Raw genomic sequence first — 24,200 nt, 5'->3', positions numbered from 1 at the left:
GCTCCACGGTGTCGGCAATCCGTACCCCTTCCCGGGTTGTCGGCACCTTTTTCTACAGGACGCGATGATGAGCCAGTACCGACCCGATCGTCCTTCCACCCTGCTGTCGCGCCTTCGGCGTGTTGCCTGCCTGCTGGCTTGCGGTCTGTTGTTGCCGCTCGCCGCCGTCGCGCAGGACGTGCACTACGACTGGCAAAGCGTGCGTATCGGTGGTGGCGGTTATGTCAGTGGCCTGGTTTTTCATCCCGCCGAAAAAGGCTTGTACTACGCACGCACCGACGTTGGTGGCGCGTATCGCTGGGACGATGCAGCGAAAAAATGGATACCGCTGACCGACTGGTTGGGCGCCGAGGACGCCAACCTCACCGGCATCGAAAGCATGGCGGTGGACCCGCACGACACCGGCTGGATCTATCTGGCCGCCGGCACGTATACGACCGAGGCTGCCGGTAACGGCGCGATTCTGCGTTCGCACGATCGCGGCGCGACGTTTGAGCGCGTCGATCTGCCGTTCAAATTGGGCGGCAATGAACTGGCCCGCGGCAATGGCGAGCGACTCGCCGTTGACCCGCACGATGGCCGCATCCTTTTCTTCGGCTCGCGCGATGCGGGCCTGTGGCGCAGCGACGATCACGCGGCGCACTGGGCGCGTGTCGACGCGTTTCCCGCGGTGGCAACCTCGTTCGCCGCCACTGCAAAAAACCAGTGGCGACGTCAGCCGATCGGCATCGTGTTCGTGGTGTTCGAGCCGGCCAGCGGCAAAACCGGCCAGCCCACGCCGGTGCTGTATGCGGGCGTTTCCACCCGCGAAACCAGCCTGTTCCGCTCCACCGATGGCGGCAAAAGCTGGCAGGCGGTGCCGGGCCAGCCGATCGGCTTGCGACCCACGCACATGCGCCGCAGCCCCGACGGCAGTTACTACCTGACCTACGGCGACGAGCCCGGCCCGGACGACATGAACGATGGTGCGGTGTGGAAATTCACCCCCGCCGATGGCCGCTGGGTCGACATCACGCCGATCCCGCGCAACGGCAAACCCAGCGGTTTCGGCTGGGGCGACATCACCGTGGACGCACACGATCCGCGCATCCTGATGGCCAGCACGTTCTGCCACTACACCCCGTACGACGAGATCTACCGCAGCACCGACGGCGGCCAGCACTGGCAGCCGGTGTTTCCACGCTCGACCTTCGATCATTCGAATGCACGCTGGACCGCCGACCATCATCCGCACTGGATGAGCAGCCTGGTGATCGATCCGTTCGATCCCGACCACGTGATGTTCGTCACCGGCTACGGCGTCTGGGCCTCGCGCAACATGCGCACGTTCGACCACGGCGGCACGGTGGACTGGTGGTTCCAGGACACCAACCTGGAGGAAACCGTGCCGCTGGGGTTGGCCAGCCCGGCCGAGGGCGCGCACCTGCTGAGCGCGGTGGGCGACCTTGATGGTTTCCGCCATGACGACCTCGACGTGGCGCCGCTGCAGTTCGCCTCGCCGCCGCGCTACGCCAACGGCTACAGCATCGACGTGGCCGGCAACGCACCGGGGGTGGTGGTGCGCACGGGTCGCATCCGCGGGCCGGTCGACGCGGTGCGCGCCGCGTATTCGCTGGATGGCGCCAAGAGCTGGCACGCGTTTGCCAGCGAGCCGGGCGGCAAGGGCGAAGGCACGGTAGCCGTGGCCGCCGATGGCCGCAGCGCGTTGTGGTTTCCGCTGGACGCGGGCAACGCGTATGTGACCCGCGACTGGGGCAAGCATTGGCAGGCGGCAGCGGGTTTGCCGAAAGCGGCACGGGTGCTGGCCGATCGCGTCGATGCGCAGCGTTTCTATGCGCAGGACATCGCCACCGGCGCGCTGTTCGCCAGCCACGATGGCGGGCTGCATTTCAGCGCGATCGATGGTGCGTTCGGCGATGCGGTGAAGCAGCAGTACCAGGCGCCGCGCCGGCCCACCAACGCCGTGGTCTACGCGGTGCCGGGGCAGGCCGGCGAGCTGGTGGCGGTCAGCGCGCGCGGTGGCGTGATCCATGGCCGTGACGACGGGCATTTGCTGCGACAGAGCCACGGCATCGACAGCGCCGTATCGCTGGGCTTTGGCAAGCCCGCGCCGGGTCACGACGAAGCGACCCTGTTCCTGGCCGGTGCCATCGCGGGTCAGCGTGGCCTGTACCGCTCGATCGACGGCGGCGCGCAGTGGCAGCGCATCAATGACGACACGCACCAGTACGGCGAGGTGGGTTACGTCACCGGCGACCCGCGCGTGTTCGGTCGCGTGTATTTTGCTACCGGTGGCCGCGGCATCTTCCGCGGTGATCCGAAGGGGAAACAACCATGAATCCAGCCGCCTTTTCTCGATCGTGGTGCGCGACGCGACGGCTGCTGCTGGCATGCGTGCTGATGGGCGTGGCTGCCGTGGCGCAGGCGCAGACCATCCGCTACGACGCCACCACGCAGGTATTCCGTATCGATACCGATGCGGTGACCTACGCGTTCGGCGTCAACGAGAACGATCAGTTGCAGACGCTGTACTGGGGCGCGCGGCTGGCGACGGGTGACGCATTGCCCGCGGCGCATACCAACGAGGGCAATGTCTCGTTCGATCCGCCGACCAGCACCAGCCTGCAGGAATACGCCGGCTGGGGCGGCTCCATGTACGTGGAGCCGGACCTGAAGCTGCGCTACGCCGATGGCAATCGCGACCTGGTGCTGCACTACGTGTCGCACCGGATCGAGGGCGATACGCTGGACGTGCGCCTGCGCGACATCCGCCAGCCGCTGGACGTGACGCTGCATTATGTGGTCGACCCGGCCACCGGCATCATCGGCCGCTCGGCGCTGATCGAGAACCACACCAAGCAGGTGGTGACGATTGACAGCGTGGCCGCGGCCAGTTGGAACCTGCCTGCTGGCGAGAATTATTCGCTGCGCTACCTCACCGGCCGCTGGGCCGGCGAATGGCAGTTGCAGACCCGCGCGATCACGCCCGGCAACACCGTGCTGGAGAGCCGGCGCGGTTCCACCGGCCACGAGAACAACCCGTGGTTCGCGATCGAGCGCGGCGGCGACTGGGCCGAGGATCACGGTGACGTGTGGTTCGGTGCGCTGGCCTGGAGCGGCTCCTGGCGCATCACCGTGGAGCAGGGCGTGCTGCATCAGGTGCGGGTCACCGGCGGCTTCAACCCGTTCGATTTCGCCTGGCCGCTGGCGCCGGGCGAATCCCTGAGCACACCGGTTTTCTACGCCGGCTACACCAGCGGCGGCATCGGCGAGGCATCGCGCCTGCTGCACCGGTTCGAGCTGGCGCAGATCGTGCCCCAGCACCCGAAACCGCGGCTGCGCCCGGTGCTTTACAACTCGTGGGAAGCCACCAACTTCGCCGTCGACCAGGCCGGCCAGGAACATCTGGCCGAGCTGGCCGCCAGCATCGGGGTGGAGCGTTTCGTGATGGACGACGGCTGGTTCGGCGCCCGCAACGACGACCATGCCGGGCTGGGCGACTGGGTGGTCAACCCGAAGAAATTCCCGCACGGACTGAAGCCGCTGATCGACAAGGTGCATGCGCTGAAGATGGATTTCGGCCTGTGGGTCGAGCCCGAGATGGTCAACCCGGACAGCGACCTGTACCGCGCGCATCCCGATTGGGTGCTGAATTTCACCGACCGCCCGCGCAGCGAGGGGCGCAACCAGCTGGTGCTGAACCTGGCGCGGCAGGACGTGCGCGACCACGTGTTCAAGGTGCTGGACGACCTGCTCAGCCACAACGACATCGCGTTCCTGAAGTGGGATTACAACCGCAACTGGTCCGAGCCGGGCTGGCCGCAGGTGGCGCCCGACCAGCAGCAGAAGGTCTACGTCGACTACGTGCGCAACCTGTACGGCATCCTGGCCGAGCTGCGCAAGCGCCATCCGAATGTGGAGATCGAGTCGTGCTCGGGCGGCGGTGGTCGCGTCGACCTGGGCATCCTGGGCCACACCGACGAGGTATGGACGTCCGACAACACTGACCCGTTCGATCGCCTGTCGATCCAGGACGGTTTCAGCTATGCCTACGCGCCGGCCGTGATGATGGCCTGGGTCACGGATTCGCCGAACTGGGTGAACGACCGCAGCACCTCGCTGGATTACCGCTTCCTGTCCTCGATGCAGGGTTCGCTGGGCATCGGCGCCAATCTGCTGCACTGGAACGCGCAGGACTTTGCTGTCGCGAAAAAATATGTGGCAGAGTACAAGGCGATCCGTGCCAGCGTGCAGCAGGGCAAGCTGTACCGGTTGCTGTCGCCGCGTGACGACAGCCCGCATGCAGCTACTGAATCGGTTTCACAGGACGGCAAGCAAGCCGTGCTGTTCGCCTTCCTGCATGCCAGCCAGATGAAGTACCCGTATCCGCGCGTGCGCCTGCAGGGGCTCGACCCCGATGCGCGCTATCGTTGGCGTTCGCTGCATGGCGCGCCGGTGGCGGGCACGCTGGCCGAAGCCAGCGGCGCCTACTGGATGAATCACGGCATCGACCTGGCCCTGAAGGGTGATTACCAGGCCGCCGCCATCGTGTTCGATAGGGTCGGGGGTAAACGATGAATAGCCGTCTGAATCACATCGCGTGGCTTGCGTTGTTGTGCAGCCCGCTGGCCTGCGCCGCGACGGCGCCCGCGGCCTCGCTGGATGTCCCGTTGCTGTTTACCGACGGCGCGGTACTGCAGCGCGACCAGCCGCTGAACGTGTGGGGCTGGGCCGCGCCGGGCAGCGTGGTGCAGGTGGCCTTCGACGGAAAATCGACGCAAGCCACCGCCAGCGCGAAGGGCGAATGGAAGGTCACCTTGCCAGCCCATGGCGCGGGTGGCCCGTATACCTTGACGATCGCCGACGGCGCGCAGAAGAAAATGGCACGCGACGTGATGGTGGGCGACGTGTGGCTCTGTTCGGGCCAGTCGAACATGGAGTTCAAGCTGTCGCAGGCGCAGAACGCCAAGGCGGAGATCGCCCGCGCCAACGATGCCGGCATCCGCGGTTTCACCGTGCCCAAGTCATGGTCGGGCGAGCCGTCCGGGCATCTCGCCGGTGGCAGCTGGCAGCACGCCACGCCGCAGACGGCGGGCGACTTTTCCGCCGTGTGCTGGTTCTTCGCGCGCGAGATCCGCAAGCGCACCGGCGTGCCCATCGGCATGATCCACAGCAGCTGGGGCGGCAGCCGCATCGAGGCGTGGATGGATGCGGCCAGCACTGGCGTGTCGCCGTCGGTGGTGAGCGCGCAGGCCGCCGGCCTGGCGGCGGAGGATCGACGCAAGACGCAGGCCACGTGGAAGCGGCTCGAGGCCGGGGCCGGAGCGAAGGGTCCGGTGATGGACGCCAGCGGCGAACCATCATGGGCTGCGGCGACGCTGGATACCGGCGATTGGGCATCCATGGCGGTGCCCGCGTACTGGGAAAAGGCCGGTTATTTCGGCATGGACGGCGTGGCCTGGTATCGCACCAGCTTCACCCTCGATGCGGCTGAAGCCGCGCATGGCGTGCAGCTGGGCCTGGGCAAGTTCGACGACACCGCGCAGGCATGGGTCAACGGCAAGCGCGTTACCGCGGAAAGCGACGAATGGAACGTCGCCCGCGTTTATCACGTGGCACCGGCGCTGCTGCACGCGGGGCGCAACACCATCGCGTTGCAGGTCACCGATGAAGGCGGTTACGGCGGCATCTATGGCGACGCCGACATGCTCTACGTGCAGGCGCAAGGCGGCAAGCGCCACCCGCTGGCCGGCGACTGGCAGTTCCGCCCGGTACCGGCGACGGTGACCATCACCACGCTGGACGACAAGAACCAGCTGGCCACGCTGCTCTACAACAAGATGATCCACCCGCTGATCCGCTACCCGCTGCGCGGCGTGCTGTGGTACCAGGGCGAGGCGAACGCCGGCCCCGGCGATGCGAGCCGTTATCGCGACCAGTTCGCCACCATGATCAAGGCGTGGCGCGCGGACTGGCAGCAACCGCGGCTGCCGTTCCTGTGGGTGCAACTGGCCAACTGGATTTCCGGCCAGGACACCGCGCAATCGAGTCCGTGGGCACAACTGCGTGCCTCGCAATCGGCCGCGTTGAGCCTGCCGGCCACGGGGCAGGCGGTGACCATCGACATCGGCAATCCCGACGATATCCACCCGGTCGACAAGCAGGACGTCGGCCATCGGCTGGCGCTGGCGGCGCGGCACGTGGTGTACGGCGACACGCTGGTGTATGCCGGGCCGCGCTACACCGCGATCCGCATCGACGGCCCGCGCGCCATCCTCTCGTTCGACACGCAAGGCAGCACGCTGGCCGCGCGCGGCGGCAAGCTGGGCGGCTTTCAGGTGGCCGGTGCCGATCGCCAGTTCCACCCCGCCGAGGCACGCATCGAAGGCGACACCGTGGTGGTATCCAGCGCCGACGTCAGCGTGCCGATCGCGGTGCGCTACGGCTGGAGCGACAACCCGGTGCACGCCACCCTGATCAATCGCGACGGCCTGCCGGCCTCGCCCTTTGAAACCCGACCCTGGTGAAACCATGATCATTTCCGCACGCCGATCCCTTCGTCACCTGCTGCTGCCGCTGCTCTGCATGGGCGTGGCCACGCTGGGCCTCGCCAGCCCGGTGCAGGCGGTGTCCACGCCGTTGCCGCGCGTGGTCACCGCCGACGGCCGCCACCAGCTGCAGGTGGATGGCAAGCCGTACCTGATCCTCGGCGCGCAGGTGAACAACTCCAGCGGCTGGCCGCAGATGCTGCCGGCGGTGTGGCCGGCGATCGAGGCGCTGCACGCCAATACCGTGCAGGTGCCGATCGGCTGGGGCCAGGTGGAACCGATCCGGGGCCAGTTCGATTTCAGCTTCCTCGACACGCTGGTGACGCAAGCGCGCGAGCACGATGTGCGGCTGGTGCTGCTGTGGTTCGCCACCTGGAAAAACAACGGCCCGAACTACGCGCCCTCGTGGGTGAAGCTGGACAACAAGCGCTACCCGCGCGTGGTGAAGAAGGACGGCTCCACGCTGGGCTCGCTGTCGCCGCTGGGCACCGCCACGCTGGAAGCCGACCGCAACGCCTTCGTGGCGCTGATGAAGCACCTGCGCCAGATCGATGGCGACCGCCACACGGTGATCATGGTGCAGGTGGAAAACGAGTCGGGCACCTACGGCAGTGATCGCGATTACTCGGCCGCGGGCGACAAGCTGCTGCAGTCACCGGTGCCCGCCGCGGTGCTGAAGAAGACCGGCAAATCGGCCGGCAGCTGGAGCCAGGTGTTCGGCAAGGATGCGGCGGAATACTCCTACGCCTGGGCCATCGCGCACTACATCGAGCAAGTGGCGGCCGCGGGCAAGGCCGTCTACAACCTGCCGATGTACGCCAACGCGGCGCTGCGTGATCCGTTCAACCCCGGTCCGCCCGGCGGCTATTCCAGCGGTGGCCCCACCGACAACGTGATCGATATCTGGCGCGCCGCGGCGCCCTCGCTGGCTTTCGTGTCGCCCGACATCTACATGCGCGAGTACAAGAAATACACCACCGTGCTCGATCGCTACAGTCGCCCCGACAACGCGCTGTTCGTGGCCGAGACCGGCAACGACACGGCCTATGCGCGCTACGTGTTCGCCACGCTGGGCCACCAGGGCATCGGCTTCTCGCCGTTCGGCATGGATTACACCAAGTACTCCAACTGGCCGCTGGGCGCCAAGGCGATCACGCCGGAAACCATCCAGCCGTTCGCCGCCAACTACGAGCTGCTGGCGCCGCTGGCCGGGCTGATCGCGAAGCAGAGTTTCGAAGGAAAGGTGTGGGGCGCGTCCGAGCCGGATGACACCCACGAGGAAACCCTGGACCTGGGCGACTGGCGCGTGCAGGTGAGCTACGGCCGGCCGCAGTTCGGCATGGACCCGCCCAAGGGCAACGAGCGGAAGCTGGGCGGCGTGGTGATCGTGCAACTGGCCGACAACGAATACCTGGTGGCCGGCTATCACGCGCGGGTGAACTTCATGCCGGCCAAGGGCCACGACGGCCAGCATTTCCTGCTGGAAAAAGTGCAGGAAGGCCGCTACGACGAGAACGGCCAGTGGCATTTCATCCGCGAATGGAACGGCGACCAGACCGACTACGGCCTCAACCTCACCAGCCAACCGCAGGTGCTGCGGGTGAAGCTGGCGACGTATTGAGCCCTGATCCGATGTCGCTTCCTGACATGCTGCCCAGCCCTCCACCGTTCGCGCTGAGCGTAGCCCGCGCAGCGGGCGGAGTCGAAGCGCCGCCAAGCGCGAGCAATCCATCGCCGGCGTGCCCTTCGACTCCGGCCTTCGGCCTACGCTCAGGGCGAACGGATTGAAGCCACCCACCACTCTCAACCGATTCACCGATTGGAGACTGACATGTACCGCATTCCCCTGAACCCGCTGGTCGGATGCCTGCTGATCGGACTCCTGTCCGGCTGCGGCAGCAACGCCGCGCCATCCGCTGACAACAGCGCCGCATCGACCAAGGCCGCGTTCCAGCAGATTGCCGACGGCGTCATCGTGGACGTGGGCGCCGACGAGAAAGTGCGCCTGCAGGTGGTGGACGATTCGATCATCCACGTCACCGCCGTACCCACCGGCGGCTTCGACCTGCCCAAGAGCCTGATGGCGCTGAAGACCGGTGGCGACAAGCAGTTCACCGTCGCCACCGACGCCGGCCACGTGCTGCTGAAAACGCCCAAGGTCACCGCCGAAGTGGCGACAAAAACCGGTGCGGTGCGCTTCCTCGACGCCAGCGGCAAGGTGATCCTGGCCGAGCAGCCGGACGGGCGCAGCTTCACGCCGGTGAAGGTGGACGGCAAGCCGTTCTACGCCGTGCGCCAGGAATTCGCCTCGCCCGACGACGAAGCGTTCTACGGCCTGGGCCAGCACCAGAAAGGCACGATGAACTACAAGGGCAAGGACGTGGAGCTGGCCCAGCACAACATCGACATCGCCATTCCGTTCGTGGTCTCCAGCCGCAACTACGGCGTGCTGTGGGACAACAACTCGATCACCCGTTTCGGCGACCCGCGCCCGTACCAGATGATCGACAAGCAGCTGAAGGTGTTCGACGCGGACGGCAAGCCCGGCGGCCTCACCGCCGACTACTACGTAGACGGCAAGCTCAAACTCAGCCGGGTCGAGTCGCAGATCAACTACGAGTACAACAAGGACCTGAAGCACTGGCCCAAATCGCTGCAGGGTGTCGATTTCCAGGGCAACCCCCTCCCCGGCGGACCGGGTCAGACGGTGGAATGGAAAGGTTCGCTGGGCTCCGACGTGGCTGGCCTGCACAAGTTCCGGCTGTACGCCAGCGGCTATTTCAAGCTGTACATCGACGACAAGCTGGTGCTGGATGACTGGCGCCAGAACTGGAACCCCTGGTACCGCGACTTCACCGTGGCAATGAAACCCGGCGAGAAACACGCCATCCGCCTCGACTGGACGCCGCAATCGGGCTACATCGCGCTCGATCACCTGGACCCGCTGCCCGCCGCCGAGCAGAGCGAGCTGTCGCTGTTCTCCGAGCTGGGCCACGCGATCAATTACTACTTCATCGGCGGCGACAACCTCGACGACGTGATCGCCGGCTACCGCGACGTCACCGGCAAGGCGGTGATGCTGCCGCGCTGGGCGTACGGCTTCTGGCAGAGCCGCGAGCACTACGCCTCCAGCGACGATCTGATCAGCACGGTGAAGGAATACCGCAAGCTGGGCCTGCCGCTCGACAACATCGTGCAGGACTGGTTCTACTGGAAAGAGGACGCCTGGGGCTCGCAGCAGTTCGACCCCGCGCGCTATCCCGACCCGCAGAAACTGGTCGACACGCTGCACGACCTGCATGCGCACTTCATGATCTCGGTGTGGCCGAAGTTCTACCCCACCACCGCCAACTACAAGGAGCTCGACGCCAAGGGCTACATGTACAAGCGCAATGTCGAGCTGGGCCAGAAGGACTGGGTCGGCAAGGGCTACCTCAACTCGTTCTACGACCCGTACAGCGAGGAGGCACGCGCGATCTACTGGCGCCAGATCAACGACAACCTGGGCAAGCTGGGCATGGACGCGTGGTGGATGGACGCCACCGAGCCGGACATCCAGTCCAACATCAGCATCGACGAGCGCAAGCTGCGCATGGGCCCGACCGCGCAAGGGCCGGGTGCCGCGTTCTTCAACTCGTATCCGCTGATGACCACCACCGCGGTGTACCAGGGCAGCCGCAAGTCGTACCCGGACCAGCGTGTGTTCATCCTCACCCGCTCGGCGTTTGCCGGTCAGCAGCGCAACGGCGCGGCCAGTTGGAGCGGCGACGTGGTGTCGCGCTGGAGCAACCTGCTCGACCAGATTTCCGCGGGCGTCAACTTCTCGCTGTCGGGCATCCCCAACTGGACCACCGACATTGGCGGCTTCGCGCTGGAGCCGCGCTACGAAAAGCCGAACGCGAAGGATCTGAAGGAATGGCGCGAACTCAACGTGCGCTGGTTCCAGTTCGGCGCATTCAGCCCGCTGTTCCGCTCGCACGGCCAGGCGCCGCTGCGTGAGATCTACAACATCGCCCCGGTCGGTTCGGACGTCTACAACACGCTGGCCTGGTACGACAAGCTGCGCTATCGCCTGATGCCGTACATCTACACGCTGGCGGCCGATACGTATTTCAAGGACGGCACCATCATGCGTGGCCTGGTGATGGATTTCCCGAATGATGCCAAGGTGCGCGAGATCAACGACGAGTACCTGTTCGGTCCGTCGTTCCTGGTGGCGCCCGTTACCGAATACCAGGCGCGTAGCCGCGACGTCTACCTGCCCCAGGGCAGCAACTGGTACGACTTCTACACGGGTAAACAGTACAAGGGTGGCCAGACGATCAAGGCGGAGGCGCCGCTGGATCGGATGCCGCTGTTCGTGCGCGCCGGCGCCATCGTGCCGGTGGGCCCGGCCATCCAGTACACCAACGAGAAACCCGACGCGCCGATCACGCTGTTCGTCTACACCGGCGCCAACGGCACATTCTCGATGTACAAGGACCAGGGCACCACTTACGACTACGAGCACGGCGCGTTCGCCCGCGTGCCGTTCAGCTATGACGAGGCCAGTGCTACGCTGACCATCGGCAAGCGCGAAGGCAGCTATCCGGGCATGCCCGCGCAGCGCACGTTCAACATCCGCTGGATCTCCGGCCCCACGCCCACCGCCACCGATTTCGAGGCGAAGGCGGCGCAGAGCGTGAACTACGACGGCACCGCCATCACCGTACACAAGGACGCGTCGAAACAATGAACGAAAGTACGCCACGGCCGCGCTTGATCGGCCTCGACTGGGGCACCACCGGCCTGCGCGCCTACCTGATGGGCGAGGGTGGCCGCGTGCTGGAATCCCGCGAGCGTCCGTGGGGCATCCAGCACCTGCCTGTCGGCGGTTTCGATGCGGCACTGGACGGCATCGTGGCCGACTGGCCCGACCTGCCGGTGCTGGCCTCCGGCATGGTCGGCAGCCGTGGTGGCTGGCGTGAAGTGCCCTACGTGGAGCTGCCCGCCACCATCGACGCGGTGGTGGTGGCGCTGGGTTCCGTCGACAGCGTCAGCGGCCGTCGCGTGCATCTGGTGCCGGGCCTGCGCAATACGGTCGTCGCCGACGTGATGCGCGGCGAGGAGACGGAGATCTTCGGCGCACTTGCCCTGCAGCCGGTGCTGGCGGGACGCTCGGCGCTGTTGCTGCCGGGCACCCACAGCAAATGGGTCAACGTGCTGCACGGGCGCGTGGTGGATTTCGCCACGGCGATGACCGGCGAGCTGTACACGGCGCTGCGTCATCACAGCATTCTGGGTGCGGGCCTCGGCGAGGACGACACGCCGTTCGACCAGGACGCCTTTCTGCGTGGCGCGCAAAGCGCGCGCGACAGCGGCGCGGCGGGTGCGCTGAGCCGGCTGTTTTCCAGCCGCGTGCTGGTGCTCACCGGCGAGCTGGCATTGCCGGCCGTACCCGATTACCTCTCCGGCCTGCTGATCGGCGAGGAGTTGCGCAGCGCGATCGCCGCCGGCCGCGTCAACACCTCCACCCCGCTGCAACTTATCGGCAACCCCGCCCTGTGCCGGCGCTACGCGGTGGCCGCCTCCTGCTTCGAACTGGGCATGGCGTTGCCGCCGCGCGGTGCCGCCGCACTGGGTCTGTGGCAGATCGCAAGGGCCGCGGGGCTAATGCCGCCGTACCCCGAATCCGGGCAGGCGGGCAAGTCGTGAAAGCCGTTCCTTCCCCCGCTTGCGGGGGAAGGTGCCCGGAGGGCGGAAGGGGGCGCGCGCACCGCACGCGCGATAGAAGAAACCCCCAGCACGTGGCTTTCTTCGCAAGTTTGGAGTGATCACATGCTCATACCCAACCCGCCCGCGCGCCGCCGTGGCAACGCGCGCGTCTACTTGATGCTGGCGGTCGTCGCTGCCGTGCTGGGCTTGTTTTCCGGTGCGTCGCTCGCCGCCCAGAACCTGCAACTGCATTACGACGCACCGGCCAACACCTTCAACGAAGCGCTGCCGCTGGGCAACGGGCGCATGGGCGTGATGGTCTATGGCGGCGTGCAGCAAGCGCGCTATTCGCTCAGCGAAATCACCATGTTTTCCGGCTCGCGCTACGACGGCGCCGATCGCGATGATGCGGTGAACTACCTGCCGAAGATCCGCCAGTTGCTGCTGGAGGGCCGGAATGTCGACGCCGAGCAACTCACCAACCAGCACTTCACCTGGAGCGGCGAGGGCGCCAACGCGCACTACGGCACCTATCAGGGCTTGGGCACGCTGACACTGGATTTCGCCGCGAACGCGGCACCGGTCAGCGATTACCGCCGCCGCCTGGACATCCCCAGCGCCACCAGCGAAGCGCGCTACACGCAAGACGGCGTGCGCTACCGGCGCGAGATGTTCGTCAGCGCACCCGACCAGGTGATGGTGCTGCACCTCACCGCCGATCGTACCGGTGGCTTGAACTTCGTGGCGAAGCTCGATCGTGCCGAACGCGCCACGGTTGAGGGTGACGGTGCGAATGGCCTGCTGATGCAGGGCGAACTGGACAGCGGTGGCAGCGGCAAGGGCCTGACTTTCGCGGCGCGGGTGCGGGTGATCGCACCCGGCGCCAGCGTGCACGCGGATGCGCACGGCATACGCGTCGAACACGGCACCGACGTCACCGTGCTGATCAGCGAAGCCACCGACTACGACGGTTTCGCCGGACGCCACAGCGCCGACCCTGTCGCCGCCAGCGCCGCCGATCTGCAGCGGGTGGCGAGCCGCTCGGTGGCGCAACTGCATGCGGTGCACGTGGCCGATTTCCGTTCATGGTTCGACCGCTTCTCGCTGCAACTGGGCAGCATCGACAGCGCGCGCGAAGCGATGTCCACGCGGGCACGGCTCGATGCCTACGGCGACGGTGGCGACCCCGGCTTCGCCGCGTTGTATTTCCAGTACGCGCGCTACCTGCTGATTTCCTCCTCGCGACCCGGCGGCCTGCCATCCAATCTGCAGGGGTTGTGGGCCGAAGGCACCAGCACGCCGTGGAATGGCGATTACCACACCAACGTCAACATCGAAATGAACTACTGGCCGGCCGAACCCACCGGCCTGGGCGAGCTGGTGCAGCCGCTGTTCGCGCTGACTGCTTCGCTGCAACAGCCGGGCGCCAAAACCGCGCAACGCTACTACGGCGCGCGCGGCTGGGTGGTGCATACGCTGACCAACCTGTGGGGTTTCACTGCGCCCGGCGCCGAGGCGAGCTGGGGCGTGTGGCAGGGCGCGCCCGCCTGGTTGAGCTTCCATATCTGGGATCACTACCGCTACACCGGCGACCGCGATTTCCTGCGCCGCTATTACCCCGTGCTGCGCGGCGCCGCCCGCTTCTACGCCGACGTGCTGATCGAGGAACCCAGCCACCACTGGCTGGTGACCGCACCATCAAGCTCGCCGGAAAACACCGTCTACATGGAGGACGGCCGCAAGGCCGCGATCGTGATGGGTCCGGCGATGGACGAGGAGCTGATCCGCTTCCTGTTCGGCGCGGTGATCGGGGCCTCGCAGGACCTGCAGGTGGACGCGGATTTCCGCCGCGAGCTGAAAGCCAAGCGGGCGCGACTGGCACCGATCCAGATCAGCCCCGACGGCCGCATCCAGGAATACCTGAAACCCTATCGCGAGGTGGAAGTGCACCACCGCCACGTATCGCACCTGTGGGGCTTGTTCCCCGGCAACCAGATCGACCTTGCCGAAACGCCGAAACTCGCTGCCGCGGCAGCGCGCTCGCTGGACGTGCGCGGCGACGACTCCACCGGTTGGTCCGAAGCCTACAAGGTGAACCTGTGGGCGCACCTGGGTGACGGCAACCGCGCGCTGCACCTGCTGGACGTGTTGTTCAAGCCGGCGTCGCGCGACACGCGGCTGGGCCACGAATGGGCCGGCACCTACCCGAACCTGTTCAACGCCGGCCCGCCGTTCCAGATCGACGGCAACTTTGGCGCCACCTCGGGCATGGTGGAAATGCTGATGCAAAGCGAACCCGGCCAGCTCGACCTATTGCCCGCCTTGCCCGATGCGTGGTCGCAAGGCGACGTGCGCGGCCTGCACGCGCGCGGCGGTTTCGTGATCGACATGCGCTGGGCGAAAGGCAAGCTGGTCGAAGCCAGCGTGCGCTCACTGCGCGGCGGCGATTGCGTGGTCCGTTATGGCGGGCGACAGGTGTCGCTATCGACGAAGGCGGGTCAGACCTACAAGTTGCACCCTGCCGATTTCTTGTAGGAGCGACTTCAGTCGCGACCGGGGCTACGAGGCACACCCGGGTCGCGGCTGAAGCCGCTCCTACATGGGATGTCGGGAATCAGGCGCGCCCGTAAACATCGTCAAACCGCACGATGTCGTCTTCGCCCAGATAACTTCCCGACTGCACCTCGATCAACTCCAGCGGCAGCTTGCCGGGATTGCGCAATCGATGCTTGCTGCCCAGCGGAATATAGGTGCTCTGGTTTTCGCCCAGCAGAAACACCTTGTCGTCGCAGGTGACCTCGGCCGTGCCGGAAACCACGATCCAGTGTTCGGCGCGGTGGTGGTGTTTCTGCAGGCTGAGGCTGGCGCCGGGCTTGACCACGATGCGTTTCACCTGGAAACGCTCGCCTTCCTCCAGCGAGTCGTACTTGCCCCACGGACGATGCACCACGCGGTGCAGCGAATGCTCGCTGCGACCGGCGGCCTTCAACTTCTCGACGATCTTCTTCACGTCCTGCGCGGCATCGCGATGCGCCACCAGGGTGGCATCCGGCGTGGTCACCACGATCAGGTCGTCAACACCGACGGTGGCCAGCAGGTGGCGGTCATGCGAGCGCAACAGCGAGTTGCGGGTATCGATCGCCAGCGTGTCGCCGTCGTGGGCATTGCCTTGCGCATCGTGCACCGAGGTCTGCCACAGCGCCGACCACGAACCGATGTCGCTCCACGCGCAGCTGACCGGGATCACCGCCGCGCGGCGGGTTTTTTCCATCACCGCGTAATCGATTGAATCGTCCGGCACGCGAGCAAACGCATCACGGTCGACACGCACGAAATCCAGATCGACCGAGGCCTTCGCATGCGCCTCGCGCACCGCGGCAAGCATCGCCGGCGCATGCGCCGCCAGTTCTTCCAGGTAGCGCGACGCCTTGAACAGGAACATGCCCGAGTTCCAGTCGTAGCCGCCGTCGTCAACATAGGATTTCGCGGTGGCGAGATCCGGTTTCTCGACGAACTGGTCCACGTGGTAGCCGTCGCCGACCGCCTCGCCATGGCGGATGTAGCCGAAGCCGGTTTCCGGCCGGTCGGGGCGGATGCCGAACGTCACCAGCCAACCCTGCCGGGCCAGTGGTAACGCCTTTTCCACCGCCGCGGCAAACGCGACGGTGTCGCCGATGAGATGGTCGGCCGGCAGCACCAGCAACACCGCGTCGGCATCGCGATCGATCGCTTGCAGCGCGCCCAGCGCAATCGCCGGCGCGGTGTTGCGCGCCAGTGGCTCCAGCACGATGGTGGCGTCGTCGATGCCGGCTTCCAGCAACTGGTCGGCGGCAAGGAAGCGGTGGTCGTCGCTGGCCACCACGATCGGCGCCGCCACCTGCGGCAACTGCCGCGTGCGCGCGATCGCCTGCTGAAACAGCGTGCCTTGGCCAGCCAGGGCCAGGAATTGCTTGGGCAGGTTCTTGCGCGACACCGGCCAAAGCCGGGTACCGCTGCCGCCGCTGAGAATGAGGGGAATCAACATTCGGTGATCATAACGCCAACCCGGGCGGCGCACTCCATTGTGGGAGCGACTTCAGTCGCGATGCTCCTGCTCTGAGGTCCGGCACAAGAGCATCGCGGCTGAAGCCGCTCCCACAGTCTTGCGGTGGGGCTTCACCCGCGCGCGGAGCGGGCCATTTCGCCGATCACATTACCCAGGCCATCGCGCCAGTCCGGCAACGTCAGGCCGAACCGCGTCTGCAGCAGCGTGTTGTCCAGCACCGACCATACGGGCCGCGGGGCAGGGGTGGGGAATTCGCCACTGGCGATTGGCAGCACGTGCGGCGCGCGTGGCAGCAAGCCATGCGCCACGGCCTGTTCGAAAATCGCGGTGGCGAAGCCATGCCAGGTGGTCGCACCGCTGGCCACAAGGTGGTGCGTGCCGCGCAGCGACTGGCGCTCGGTCGCACTGGCCGGCTGCCAGCGTGCCAGCGCCGCCAGCGTGGCATTGACGATCAGGCTGGTATCGGTAGGCGCGCCATGCTGGTCGGCCACCACCCGCAACTCCTCGCGCTCCGCACCCAAGCGCAGCATGGTGCGCAGGAAGTTGTGGCCGTGCGCGGCGTAGACCCACGCCGTGCGGAAGATCAGGTGATCGGCGCCGCTGCGGCGCAGGGCTTCCTCGCCGGCCAGCTTGCTGCGGCCGTACGCGTTTACCGGCGCGGTCGGCGCATCCACCGCATAAGGCTGGGCCTGGCTGCCGTCGAAAACGTAGTCGGTGGAATAGTGGATTACCAGCGCGCCGTGGGCGGCGGCCCACTGGCCGAGCACGCCGACCGCCTCGCCATTGACGCGGGTGGCCAGCGCTTCTTCCTGCTCGGCGCGATCGACCGCGGTATAGGCGGCGGCGTTGACGATCACGTCCGGCTGCACGCGATCCAGCAGGGCGGGCAGCGATTCGGGCATCGACAGGTCGGCCACTTCGCCAGTGCCGCCGGCGGTCAACACACCGTCGCGGCTGGCGGAGACCAGATCGGTGTGGGCAGCCAGGGCCCCATGATCGAGGAAGGTACGGCCGAGCTGGCCGTTGGCACCCAGCAGCAGAGGCCTCACGGGGCGTAGACCGGCAGCCGCTCGGGTGGCACATCTTCGAGCAGCGGGGTCTTGCCGTCCTTGTCCGACAGCAGCGGCGCGCTGACCGGCCAGTCGATACCCAGTGCCGCATCGTTCCAGCGGATGCCGGCATCCGCCTTCGGGTCATACAGCGCGGTGCACTGATAGCTGAAGGTGGCGAACTCGGACAACACGCAGAAGCCGTGGGCAAAGCCCTCCGGCACCCAGAAATGACGGTGGTTCTCGGCGGTCAGCAGCACGCCCGCCGATTTGCCGAAATTGGGCGAGCCGCGGCAGATATCCACCGCCACGTCGTACACCTCGCCCTCAAGTACGCTGACCAGCTTGCCCTGTGGATTCGGCCACTGGTAATGCAGGCCGCGCAACACACCCTTGGCGGAACGCGAGACGTTGGATTGCACGAAACGCCGGTCGATGCCGGCGTCGCGGTACTTCGCCTCGTTGTAGCTCTCGTAGAAAAAGCCACGGACGTCGCCGAACACCTGCGGTTCGAGGACCAGTGCGCCGGGAAGCGCGGTCTCGATCACCTTCATCGTGCCAGGCCCTGCTTCGGCAATTGCTGCAGGTATTGGCCGTAACCGGTCTTGGCCAGCGGTGCGGCCAGCGCCAGCAATTGATCGGTGTCGATCCAGCCGTTGAGATAGGCGATCTCCTCGGGGCAGCACACCTTGAGGCCCTGGCGGTTTTCGATCGTCTGGATGTAGTTGCCCGCTTCCATCAGCGACTCGTGCGTGCCGGTATCGAGCCAGGCGAAGCCGCGGCCCAGTTGCTCCAGGTGCAGCGAGTTGTCGTCGAGGTAGCAGCGGTTGAGGTCGGTGATTTCCAGCTCGCCCCGCGGCGAGGGTTTCAGCGCCGCAGCGTAGTCGCAGACGCGCTCGTCGTAGAAATACAGGCCGGTCACCGCGTAGTGCGATTTCGGCTGGGCCGGCTTCTCCACCAGCCCGATCACCTTGCCGGCGGCATCGAACTCGGCCACGCCGTAGCGCTCCGGGTCCTTTACCCAATAACCGAACACCGTGGCGCCACGCTCGCGCGTCGCGGCGTGCTTGAGGCGGTCAGTAAAGCCGTGGCCGTAGAAAATATTGTCGCCCAGCACCAGGCAGCTCGGCTTGCCGTCGATGAAATCACGGCCGATGGTAAAGGCCTGGGCCAGCCCGTCCGGCGAGGGCTGCACGGCATAGCGAATGTCGATGCCCCACTGCGAACCGTCGCCGAGCAGGCGCTGGAACATTTCCTGCTCGTGCGGCGTGTTGATCACCAGCACTTCGCGGATACCGGCCAGCATCAGCGTGGCCAGCGGGTAGTAGATCATCGGCTTGTCGTACACCGGCAGCAGCTGCTTGCTGGTTGCGCGGGTGATCGGATGCAGGCGGGTGCCCGAGCCGCCGGCCAGGATGATGCCCTTGGTGGTCGTCATGATCCGAGCCGCTCCATGCGATAGCTGCCGTCGAGCACGCGCTGGCTCCACGACTGGTTGGCGAGATACCAGTCCACCGTCTGCGCGATGCCGGTTTCGAAGGTTTGCGAGGGCCGCCAGCCCAGTTCGCCCTGCAGCTTGCTGGAGTCGATCGCATAGCGGCGATCGTGTCCGGGACGATCCTTCACATAAGTGATCAGCGATTCGCGCGCGCGCCCGTCGGCCAGCGGCTGGCGCGCGTCGAGCAGGGCGCAGATGGCCTTCACCACCTGGATGTTCTCGCGCTCGGCATTGCCGCCGACGTTGTAGGTTTCGCCAACCCGGCCGGCGTCGAGAACGCGGCGGATGGCGCTGCAGTGATCGCCCACGAATAGCCAGTCGCGGATGTTCTTTCCGTCGCCGTACACCGGCAAGGCCTCCCCGGCCAGCGCCTTCTGGATGATCAGCGGGATGAGCTTCTCGGGGAACTGGTACGGCCCGTAATTGTTCGAGCAGTTGGTGGTCAGCACCGGCAACCCGTAGGTGTGGTGGAACGCGCGGACCAGGTGGTCGGAGGCCGCCTTGGAGGCGGAGTAGGGCGAATTGGGCGCGTAAGCGGTCTGTTCGGTGAACTTGCCCTCGGCGCCCAGCGAGCCATAGACCTCGTCGGTCGACACGTGCAGGAAACGGAACGCGTCGCGCACCCCGTCGTCGAGGCTGCGCCAGTAGTCGCGGGCGGCTTCCAGCAAGGCCAACGTGCCCACCACATTGGTCTGCACGAACTCGGCCGGGCCATCGATGGACCGGTCCACATGCGATTCGGCCGCAAAGTTGACGATGGCGTCGGGGCGGTGTTCGGCCAGCAGTTTCGCCACCAGCTCCCGGTCACCAATGTCGCCCTGCACGAACACGTGGCGGGCGTTGCCGTTCAGCGAGGCCAGCGTGTCCGGGTTGCCGGCGTAGGTGAGCTTGTCCAGGTTGACGACGCGCAGGCCATCGGCGATGGCCTGCAGCACGAAGTTGGCGCCAATGAACCCGGCGCCGCCGGTGACGAGCAAAGTGTTCATGCAGTGTGGGTCGATGGCCTGGGCACTCCATTGTGCCATGTCGGATTGACCACTCTGGCGCTTTCAAAGCCCCGGAAGGGTGCGGGCAGGGGTTGGTTAAGGTAGCGGTGACGGTATCCCGGTTATCATTGCCGGCTGCTAGTTGGGTGGCATTTTGTGCCGCCGTCGACCTCAGCTCCTATCAGGATGTTTGCGATGACCAAGAAAACCAAGACGCCTCACGGGCTGGGTACGCGGGCGATCCACGCCGGACAACGCCCGGATCCGAGCACGGGCGCGATCATGACGCCCATCTATGCCACCTCGACCTATGTGCAGGAAAGTCCGGGCAAGCACAAGGGTTTCGAGTATTCGCGTTCTCAGAATCCCACTCGCATGGCCTTTGAACGCTGTGTAGCCGATCTGGAGGGCGGCGTGGCCGGGTTCGCCTTCGCTTCCGGGCTGGCAGCCGCGTCGACCGTGCTGGAGTTGATCGATTCGGGCAGTCATGTAATTGCGATGGACGATCTGTATGGCGGTACCTATCGGCTGTTCGAGAAGGTGCGTCGTCGTTCGGCTGGGCTGGATTTCAGCTTCGTCGACCTGAACGACACCGCGGCGATGAAGGCTGTGCTGCAGCCGAACACGCGGATGATCTGGGCGGAGACGCCCACCAATCCGATGCTGAAGCTTGTCGACTTGGCCAAGGTCGCTGCATTCGCAAAGAAACACGGTCTGATCCTGGTGGTCGACAACACCTTCTGCTCGCCGATGATCCAGCGCCCGCTGGAGTACGGCGCAGACGTGGTGCTTCACTCGGCTACCAAATACATCAATGGCCACTCCGATATCGTCGGTGGCGTAGTTGTCTGCGGCGGCGATGAGCTGGCCTCACAGCTGGGCTTTCTGCAAAATTCGGTGGGTGCGATTGCGGGGCCGTTCGATTCATTCCTGGCGATGCGTGGTCTGAAGACGCTGCACCTGCGCATGAAAGCTCATTGCGAAAGCGCCATGGTCATCGCCAAATGGCTGGAACAGCACCCGGCGGTGGAACGGGTGATCTATCCCGGTCTGAAAAGCCACCCGCAGCACGCGCTGGCCAAACGCCAGATGGATGGCTTTGGCGGCATCATCACGATCGTGGTCAAGGGTGGCATGCGCAAGGCACGCCGCATGCTGGAACGCTGCGAGCTGTTTGCACTGGCCGAGTCGCTGGGCGGCGTGGAAAGCCTGATCGAACACCCCGCCACCATGACTCACGCCTCCGTGCCTGCGGCCAACCGCAAGCGGCTGGGGATCAGCGATGGGCTGGTGCGGTTGTCGGTGGGCACCGAGGATGTGGAGGATCTTCGCGAGGAGTTGGCGAGGGCTCTGCAATGATGGGCCGTTCGCTGTTGCGAGATTACCGAGACAGCTTCAGCTACCCAGAGTTCTGGATGTATGCAATGTGGCTGGATCTGCTCACGAAATATCGCCGCTCGCGACTGGGTTTGATCTGGGCAATCATGCCGCCTGTGCTCTATGCATTCGGTATTGGTGGGTTTTATGCGTTGATCGGCCACCAGCCCCCCTCTCACATCATTGCGCATTTGGGCGTGGGTTACGTCGTATATCGTTTTGTTACCGCAACGCTTAATGAGTGCACGGTAACCTTCACGAGCCATGCTGGCTTTATTCAGGATGGACGCATCCGGTTTACGGATTATGTGCTTCGAGTCATTGCCAAGGCGCTCTTTTATTTACTCATCTCCATCCCGGTCATGGCGGTTGCGCTGTACATGAGTCCGCAGTTCCACTGGGCGGGTCTGTTGACGCTGATTCCTGCGCTCCTTGTCGTGTTGGTGAACGTGGCGTGGATGGGGGCACTTGTAGCGGTCTTGGGAGCCCGTCTTCCTGATGTCCATGAACTCATGGGCAGCATATTGATGTTTGCGTTCCTGTTCACGCCTATTCTGTGGCACGCAAGCCAAGCCCCACCCGGCACGATCCAGGGATTCATTGCCAGGCTCAATCCCCTGTTCCATCTTGTGGAAATTGTTCGCGCGCCGCTCTTGGGAGAGCCAATCAGCAAAACGACATATATGTACCTTGCGTTGTTGACCTGCTTGGGTTGGTCCCTCACTACCTGGGTGTACAAGCGTTACGCCCGATTCGTACCAATCTGGATCTGAAATGGATGCATTTCTCAACGCTCGTGGAGTTTCCCTTGATCTTCCACTTTATACGCAAGAACAGCGGAGCCTGAGCGCCACAGCCAGCGTGTTGTTGCGAGCGGCTTTCAGCCCTCCACGAAGAGAGTTGCGCACTACGCTTGACGATGTCAGCTTTGAGCTAAAGCCAGGCGATCGAGTTGCCATTATCGGTCGTAACGGCGCGGGGAAGTCGACGTTGTTGAGAGTACTGATCGGTGCTTACCCGCCAACCCGGGGTTTCATTGAGGTGAAGGGGACGCGCCAAGCGTTGCTCAATATCGCTCTTGGCTTTAGTCCGGACGCCACGCTTGTCGAAAACATCCTTCTTCGCGGCATAGCCATGGGTATGCGCCCCGCGCAGGTGAGTCAACATGTCGAGGAAATTCTCGAATTTGCTGAGCTCACGGAGAAAGCAGGGCATCGCCTCAGGACGCTATCCACAGGTCAGCGAATGCGGCTTGGGTTCGCTCTCGCAACCACGGTGCAGAACGAGATCCTCATCATGGACGAGTGGATTGGCACCGGAGATGCCGGTTTTGTGGAGCGGGCAACCGAACGCCTGAAGTCGCGCGTCGACAACGCGCAGATTGTGGTGCTGGCGAGCCATAGTGCACCGTTGTTGCGCCAGGTTTGCAATCGCGCGTTGCTCATTGAGCGTGGTCGGCTGATCGGCATGGGTGGCGTCGAAGACGTACTCCGTCAGTACAAGAAGTTGCTTGTGGCGGAGACTGAGACGCTACCCGGCAACAGTGACGGATAGCACGGGCATGCGTTTGTTGATCGTTGCATATGATTTTCCGCCTAATCCATCGCCGCAAAGTCTGCGTTGGGCATATCTGGTGCGGGAGCTTGCGGCGTCAGGGCACGAGATCAGGGTGATAACCGCGGACTTGCCGGGGTATGGCCCGGGCGGCCTACCTGAAATTCCGAATGACGTGCGGATTCAGAGAGTCTGGCCAGGCCCCTTAAGCGCGCTGCTTCGCAAGCGTCGGAGTGGCGACTTTTCAACGGGTGACGCAGCGGCCGTTGCGCGCTCGGATGGTACGTCTACCTTGGCTTCAAGTAGTCAATTGGCGTCGCTTAACTGGAAGGGGCGTCTCGCGAAGCGCTTGAAGGACAGCTTGTCGCTGGTCCTTTTCCCTGACTACCGGGCCGAATGGTCGCCTTGGGCTCGTCACGCCCTGCGTCGAATTCTTTCCGAGTTCAACCCTGACGTCGTGGTGACATCCCATGAGCCGGCTTGCTCTTTACCACTCGGGATAGAGGCAAGTCGGCAGGGCTTTTTCTGGGCGGCCGATCTTGGTGATCCGGTCCTTGCGCCGTACACGCCCTTGCGCTGGCGGAGTCGTGCCCGGCGACTGGAACGAGCGGTCTGCAAGAATGCAACATTGGTCAGCGTGACCAGCGAGTCGTTCGCCCGACTGCTTTCCGACCGTCACGGGCTCGATCCGTCGCGCTGCATGGTTTTGCCGCAGGGATTTGACGCAAATGTTGATGACCAGTCGGTGGCGGCTGGAATCTTCGAGCATGATTTGCTGGAATTGTTGTATACGGGGAGGTTCTACGATTTCCGACGTGCGGACGCACTGCTCGACGCTGTTGTTGGTATCGAAGGCGTTCGCCTGAGTATCGCGACCCCCAGTGCACCGGAATACGTGTTGCGGGCAGCGGCAGCTCACCCCGAAAAAGTGAGAATCCTTGGGTTTGTCAAGCATCGGTCGGCATTGCAGTTTCAGCGCCGCTGTGACGTATTGGTGAACCTTGCCAACGAAGATCCGGTGCAAATTCCGGGAAAAGTGAATGAATACTTGGGCTCGGGCAGGCCGATTTTGCATGTTGGTGATGCAGAGGCTGATGCTACCGGCCGGCTCATCGAAGCGCTTCACGCCGGTTGGCATGTAAAACGAAATCGAGAGGAAATCCAGACTCTGCTGCGCCAGATCCAGCGTCGCCATGCCACCGTTGGGATTGGAGGCGAGGAGCGAGACGTCGGCACAATCGCGGCCTACTCGTGGCAACGTCTGGCTGTCGACTGGGTGCGCCGAGTCGAACTCCTAAGCCCCTCAGTACAGTCAGTAAGTGGGGTCCCGGGTGGCATGGCATAGAATGGAGTGATCTTCTTTTTGGCTCGATTCAAGGTCTTCGGGCACATGGATTTGGGTTCGGTCGCTCAAATCCTGCTACAGGCGCGCACGGAAGCTTGGAGTCG

At 64.9% G+C, this 24,200-nt stretch carries 16 protein-coding genes; 11 read left to right on the top strand and 5 right to left on the bottom strand.

Going from position 1 to position 24,200, the window contains the following annotated elements; genetic code table 11:
- The first annotated feature begins 67 nt into the window (after window positions 1–67).
- The 7 genes from ASD68_RS15555 to ASD68_RS15525 all read left to right on the top strand — a co-directional run bounded on the left by ASD68_RS15555 (window position 68) and on the right by ASD68_RS15525 (window position 14,777).
- The gene (locus ASD68_RS15555) at window positions 68–2,338 is read left to right on the top strand and encodes a cellulase (RefSeq protein WP_235578766.1); all 2,271 of its coding nucleotides are present in this window, start codon (window positions 68–70) and stop codon (window positions 2,336–2,338) included.
- Window positions 2,335–4,578, top strand: a complete 2,244-nt coding sequence (locus tag ASD68_RS15550; RefSeq protein WP_235578765.1) for an alpha-galactosidase — start codon at window positions 2,335–2,337, stop codon at window positions 4,576–4,578. Before ASD68_RS15555 ends, ASD68_RS15550 begins: the two co-directional genes overlap by 4 nt.
- Window positions 4,575–6,527, top strand: a complete 1,953-nt coding sequence (locus tag ASD68_RS15545) for a sialate O-acetylesterase (RefSeq protein ID WP_056608399.1) — start codon at window positions 4,575–4,577, stop codon at window positions 6,525–6,527. Before ASD68_RS15550 ends, ASD68_RS15545 begins: the two co-directional genes overlap by 4 nt.
- A gap of 4 nt (window positions 6,528–6,531) precedes the next feature.
- The gene (locus ASD68_RS15540) at window positions 6,532–8,169 is read left to right on the top strand and encodes a DUF5597 domain-containing protein (RefSeq protein ID WP_056608396.1); all 1,638 of its coding nucleotides are present in this window, start codon (window positions 6,532–6,534) and stop codon (window positions 8,167–8,169) included.
- A gap of 210 nt (window positions 8,170–8,379) precedes the next feature.
- Window positions 8,380–11,283: a TIM-barrel domain-containing protein gene (locus ASD68_RS15535; RefSeq protein WP_082546103.1), complete on the top strand. Its 2,904-nt coding sequence runs from the start codon at window positions 8,380–8,382 to the stop codon at window positions 11,281–11,283.
- Complete coding sequence (locus tag ASD68_RS15530; RefSeq protein ID WP_056608391.1) at window positions 11,280–12,242, top strand: 2-dehydro-3-deoxygalactonokinase; 963 nt, start codon at window positions 11,280–11,282, stop codon at window positions 12,240–12,242. Before ASD68_RS15535 ends, ASD68_RS15530 begins: the two co-directional genes overlap by 4 nt.
- A 123-nt stretch (window positions 12,243–12,365) precedes the next feature.
- Window positions 12,366–14,777, top strand: coding sequence for a glycoside hydrolase family 95 protein (locus ASD68_RS15525; RefSeq protein WP_082546102.1), 2,412 nt, complete (start codon window positions 12,366–12,368; stop codon window positions 14,775–14,777).
- Between the two features lie 79 nt (window positions 14,778–14,856).
- Here the strand turns inward: ASD68_RS15525 and ASD68_RS15520 are convergent, their stop codons facing one another.
- From ASD68_RS15520 to rfbB, 5 genes are all read right to left on the bottom strand, one after another.
- A complete protein-coding gene (locus ASD68_RS15520; protein WP_056608388.1) occupies window positions 14,857–16,266 on the bottom strand; it encodes a mannose-1-phosphate guanylyltransferase/mannose-6-phosphate isomerase in 1,410 nt (469 codons plus the stop codon).
- A 131-nt stretch (window positions 16,267–16,397) separates the two neighbouring features.
- The gene (rfbD, locus tag ASD68_RS15515; protein ID WP_056608384.1) at window positions 16,398–17,336 is read right to left on the bottom strand and encodes a dTDP-4-dehydrorhamnose reductase; all 939 of its coding nucleotides are present in this window, start codon (window positions 17,334–17,336) and stop codon (window positions 16,398–16,400) included.
- Window positions 17,333–17,890: a dTDP-4-dehydrorhamnose 3,5-epimerase gene (gene rfbC / locus ASD68_RS15510; protein ID WP_056608381.1), complete on the bottom strand. Its 558-nt coding sequence runs from the start codon at window positions 17,888–17,890 to the stop codon at window positions 17,333–17,335. The genes rfbD and rfbC overlap by 4 nt, the downstream gene beginning before the upstream one ends.
- On the bottom strand, window positions 17,887–18,774 hold the full coding sequence (gene rfbA / locus ASD68_RS15505) for a glucose-1-phosphate thymidylyltransferase RfbA (protein ID WP_056085441.1): 888 nt from the start codon (window positions 18,772–18,774) through the stop codon (window positions 17,887–17,889). Before rfbA ends, rfbC begins: the two co-directional genes overlap by 4 nt.
- The gene (gene rfbB, locus ASD68_RS15500) at window positions 18,771–19,820 is read right to left on the bottom strand and encodes a dTDP-glucose 4,6-dehydratase (protein ID WP_056608378.1); all 1,050 of its coding nucleotides are present in this window, start codon (window positions 19,818–19,820) and stop codon (window positions 18,771–18,773) included. Before rfbB ends, rfbA begins: the two co-directional genes overlap by 4 nt.
- A gap of 195 nt (window positions 19,821–20,015) precedes the next feature.
- Between rfbB and ASD68_RS15495 the strand changes: the two genes are divergently transcribed.
- From ASD68_RS15495 to ASD68_RS16700, 4 genes are all read left to right on the top strand, one after another.
- Window positions 20,016–21,179, top strand: coding sequence for a cystathionine gamma-synthase (locus ASD68_RS15495; protein ID WP_056608751.1), 1,164 nt, complete (start codon window positions 20,016–20,018; stop codon window positions 21,177–21,179).
- A gap of 65 nt (window positions 21,180–21,244) precedes the next feature.
- On the top strand, window positions 21,245–21,970 hold the full coding sequence (locus ASD68_RS15490; RefSeq protein ID WP_162247423.1) for an ABC transporter permease: 726 nt from the start codon (window positions 21,245–21,247) through the stop codon (window positions 21,968–21,970).
- Between the two features lies 1 nt (window position 21,971).
- Window positions 21,972–22,751, top strand: a complete 780-nt coding sequence (locus ASD68_RS15485; protein WP_082546101.1) for an ATP-binding cassette domain-containing protein — start codon at window positions 21,972–21,974, stop codon at window positions 22,749–22,751.
- A gap of 7 nt (window positions 22,752–22,758) precedes the next feature.
- Entirely contained in the window at window positions 22,759–24,096 is a 1,338-nt protein-coding gene (locus ASD68_RS16700; RefSeq protein WP_156458438.1) for a glycosyltransferase, read from the top strand.
- Window positions 24,097–24,200 lie beyond the last annotated feature (104 nt).

The sequence above is a fragment of the Rhodanobacter sp. Root627 genome, assembly GCF_001427835.1.
Lineage (GTDB): Bacteria > Pseudomonadota > Gammaproteobacteria > Xanthomonadales > Rhodanobacteraceae > Rhodanobacter > Rhodanobacter ginsenosidimutans.
This window is presented reverse-complemented; position numbering and strand designations above follow the sequence as displayed.

Coding starts and splice junctions, on each gene's coding strand:
- ASD68_RS15555 (WP_235578766.1), top strand. CDS start 68: ATGAGCCAGTACCGACCCGATCGTCCTTCCACCCTGCTGTCGCGCCTT.
- ASD68_RS15550 (WP_235578765.1), top strand. CDS start 2,335: ATGAATCCAGCCGCCTTTTCTCGATCGTGGTGCGCGACGCGACGGCTG.
- ASD68_RS15545 (WP_056608399.1), top strand. CDS start 4,575: ATGAATAGCCGTCTGAATCACATCGCGTGGCTTGCGTTGTTGTGCAGC.
- ASD68_RS15540 (WP_056608396.1), top strand. CDS start 6,532: ATGATCATTTCCGCACGCCGATCCCTTCGTCACCTGCTGCTGCCGCTG.
- ASD68_RS15535 (WP_082546103.1), top strand. CDS start 8,380: ATGTACCGCATTCCCCTGAACCCGCTGGTCGGATGCCTGCTGATCGGA.
- ASD68_RS15530 (WP_056608391.1), top strand. CDS start 11,280: ATGAACGAAAGTACGCCACGGCCGCGCTTGATCGGCCTCGACTGGGGC.
- ASD68_RS15525 (WP_082546102.1), top strand. CDS start 12,366: ATGCTCATACCCAACCCGCCCGCGCGCCGCCGTGGCAACGCGCGCGTC.
- ASD68_RS15520 (WP_056608388.1), bottom strand. CDS start 16,266: ATGTTGATTCCCCTCATTCTCAGCGGCGGCAGCGGTACCCGGCTTTGG.
- rfbC (WP_056608381.1), bottom strand. CDS start 17,890: ATGAAGGTGATCGAGACCGCGCTTCCCGGCGCACTGGTCCTCGAACCG.
- rfbA (WP_056085441.1), bottom strand. CDS start 18,774: ATGACGACCACCAAGGGCATCATCCTGGCCGGCGGCTCGGGCACCCGC.
- rfbB (WP_056608378.1), bottom strand. CDS start 19,820: ATGAACACTTTGCTCGTCACCGGCGGCGCCGGGTTCATTGGCGCCAAC.
- ASD68_RS15495 (WP_056608751.1), top strand. CDS start 20,016: ATGACCAAGAAAACCAAGACGCCTCACGGGCTGGGTACGCGGGCGATC.
- ASD68_RS15490 (WP_162247423.1), top strand. CDS start 21,245: ATGTGGCTGGATCTGCTCACGAAATATCGCCGCTCGCGACTGGGTTTG.
- ASD68_RS15485 (WP_082546101.1), top strand. CDS start 21,972: ATGGATGCATTTCTCAACGCTCGTGGAGTTTCCCTTGATCTTCCACTT.
- ASD68_RS16700 (WP_156458438.1), top strand. CDS start 22,759: ATGCGTTTGTTGATCGTTGCATATGATTTTCCGCCTAATCCATCGCCG.